The sequence below is a fragment of the bacterium genome (genome assembly GCA_026398675.1).
Lineage (GTDB): Bacteria > RBG-13-66-14 > RBG-13-66-14 > RBG-13-66-14 > RBG-13-66-14 > RBG-13-66-14.
In genome coordinates, this window is the sequence record JAPLSK010000309.1 from 1 (window position 1) to 1696 (window position 1696).

The following is a 1696-nucleotide window of genomic DNA, read 5'->3' on the forward strand; positions in this document are numbered from 1 at the left end:
CTCGGCGGCTACAACGAGGAGTACCTGAAGGGGGCAGTCCTCTTCGGCCTCGAGGCGCTCGCGGTGTACGGCATCGTCTACTACGCCGACGCCGCAGTCTACGAGCGCCGTCGGTTCGAGGCTTTCGACATTCCCGACGACCGCACCAGCCCCGACCTGACCGACCTGGTCACCCAGCGCGACTACCACCTGGATCTCTATAAAAATTACCGAGTGGGCTACGAGACGCACATCTGGCTGGCCGCCCTGGTAGTGGTGTACTCCATGCTGGACGCTTACGTGGACGCCCACCTCGCCGACTTCGAGACCGGGGATGAGCTCGCCGGAACCGGGGAAACGGGGAAGGGAATGTCGTTGGAGCTCGCTCCCCGCATCTACACCGACTCTCGCGGAAATCCCTGCGCCGGAGTCTCACTGTCCTTCGCTTTCTAACGGATCAGGAGTCCGCATGCCCCAGGAAGAGAAAAACTCGTATACCGCCGACGACATCCAGGTCTTAAAAGGTCTGGAAGCGGTCCGCAAGCGCCCGTCAATGTACATCGGCTCCACCGGCGAGCGCGGTCTGCACCACCTGGTTTTCGAGGTGGTGGACAACTCGGTGGACGAGGCCATGGGCGGCTACTGCGACCACATCGAGGTCACCGTTCACCCCGACTGCTCGGTGACCGTGGTGGACAACGGACGCGGCATCCCCGTGGACATCCACAAGGGTGAGAACCGCTCCGCCCTCGAGGTGGTAATGACCACCCTCCACGCCGGCGGCAAGTTCGACTCGAAGACGTACAAGGTCTCCGGCGGTCTTCACGGAGTGGGCGTATCCGTGGTCAACGCCCTCTCCGCCTGGTGCGATGTGGAGGTGAAGCTCAACGGAAACATCTACCACCAGCGCTATGTCCGCGGTGTGCCCCAGGGGTCGGTGAGCATCATCGGCAAGACCAAGAAGCGGGGAACCAAGACCAGCTTCATCCCCGACCCGATGGTCTTCGAGACGACGGACTTCTCCTACGAGCTCCTGGCCAAGCGGCTGCGCGAAATGGCCTTTTTGAACAAGGGGCTCCTGATCGAGTTCTCCGACGAGCGCGACGGGCGGCGCGTCCAGTACTCCTACTCGGGCGGAATCGTCGAGTTCATCAAGCACATCAACGCCGGCCGGACGCCCATCTATCCCACCATTGTCTACCTCGAGGGCGCGCGGGAGGATACGGAGGACTCGGGGATGGTCTCCATCGAGGTGGCCCTCCAGCACTCCGACGACTACACGGAGAACATCTTCACCTTCGCCAACAACATCAACACCGAGGAGGGCGGGACCCACCTCTCGGGCTTCCGGGCCGCCCTGACCCGGACGACCAACGATTACGCGCGGGTCCAGGGCCTGCTGAAGAAGGATGAGCCGCCGCTTTTAGGCGAGGACATCCGCGAGGGGATGGCCGCCGTGGTGAGCGTAAGAATCGGCAACCCCCAGTTCGAGGGCCAGACGAAGACCAAGCTGGGCAACAGCGAGCTCAAGGGGATAGTCGAGCAGATCGTGGGCGAGGGGCTGACCTTCTACTACGAGGAGCACCCGGACACGGCCCGCAAGATCGTGACGAAGTCGCTGGAGTCCGCCCGGGCGCGCCAGGCGGCCCGCAAGGCCCGCAACCTCGCCCGGCGCAAGAGCGCCATCGAGGGGAGCTCCCTCCACGGAGTGCTCGCC

The 1696-nt window shown here is 63.7% G+C and carries 2 protein-coding genes; both read left to right on the top strand.

Translation table 11 applies throughout. The features are described 5' to 3' along the window. A partial coding sequence (locus NTW26_09130; protein ID MCX7022416.1) for a DUF5683 domain-containing protein occupies nt 1–432 on the top strand: 432 nt, incomplete at its 5' end. 16 nt (nt 433–448) lie between these two features. Continuing rightward, the coding region (locus tag NTW26_09135; protein ID MCX7022417.1) for an ATP-binding protein at nt 449–1696 on the top strand (1248 nt) is incomplete at its 3' end.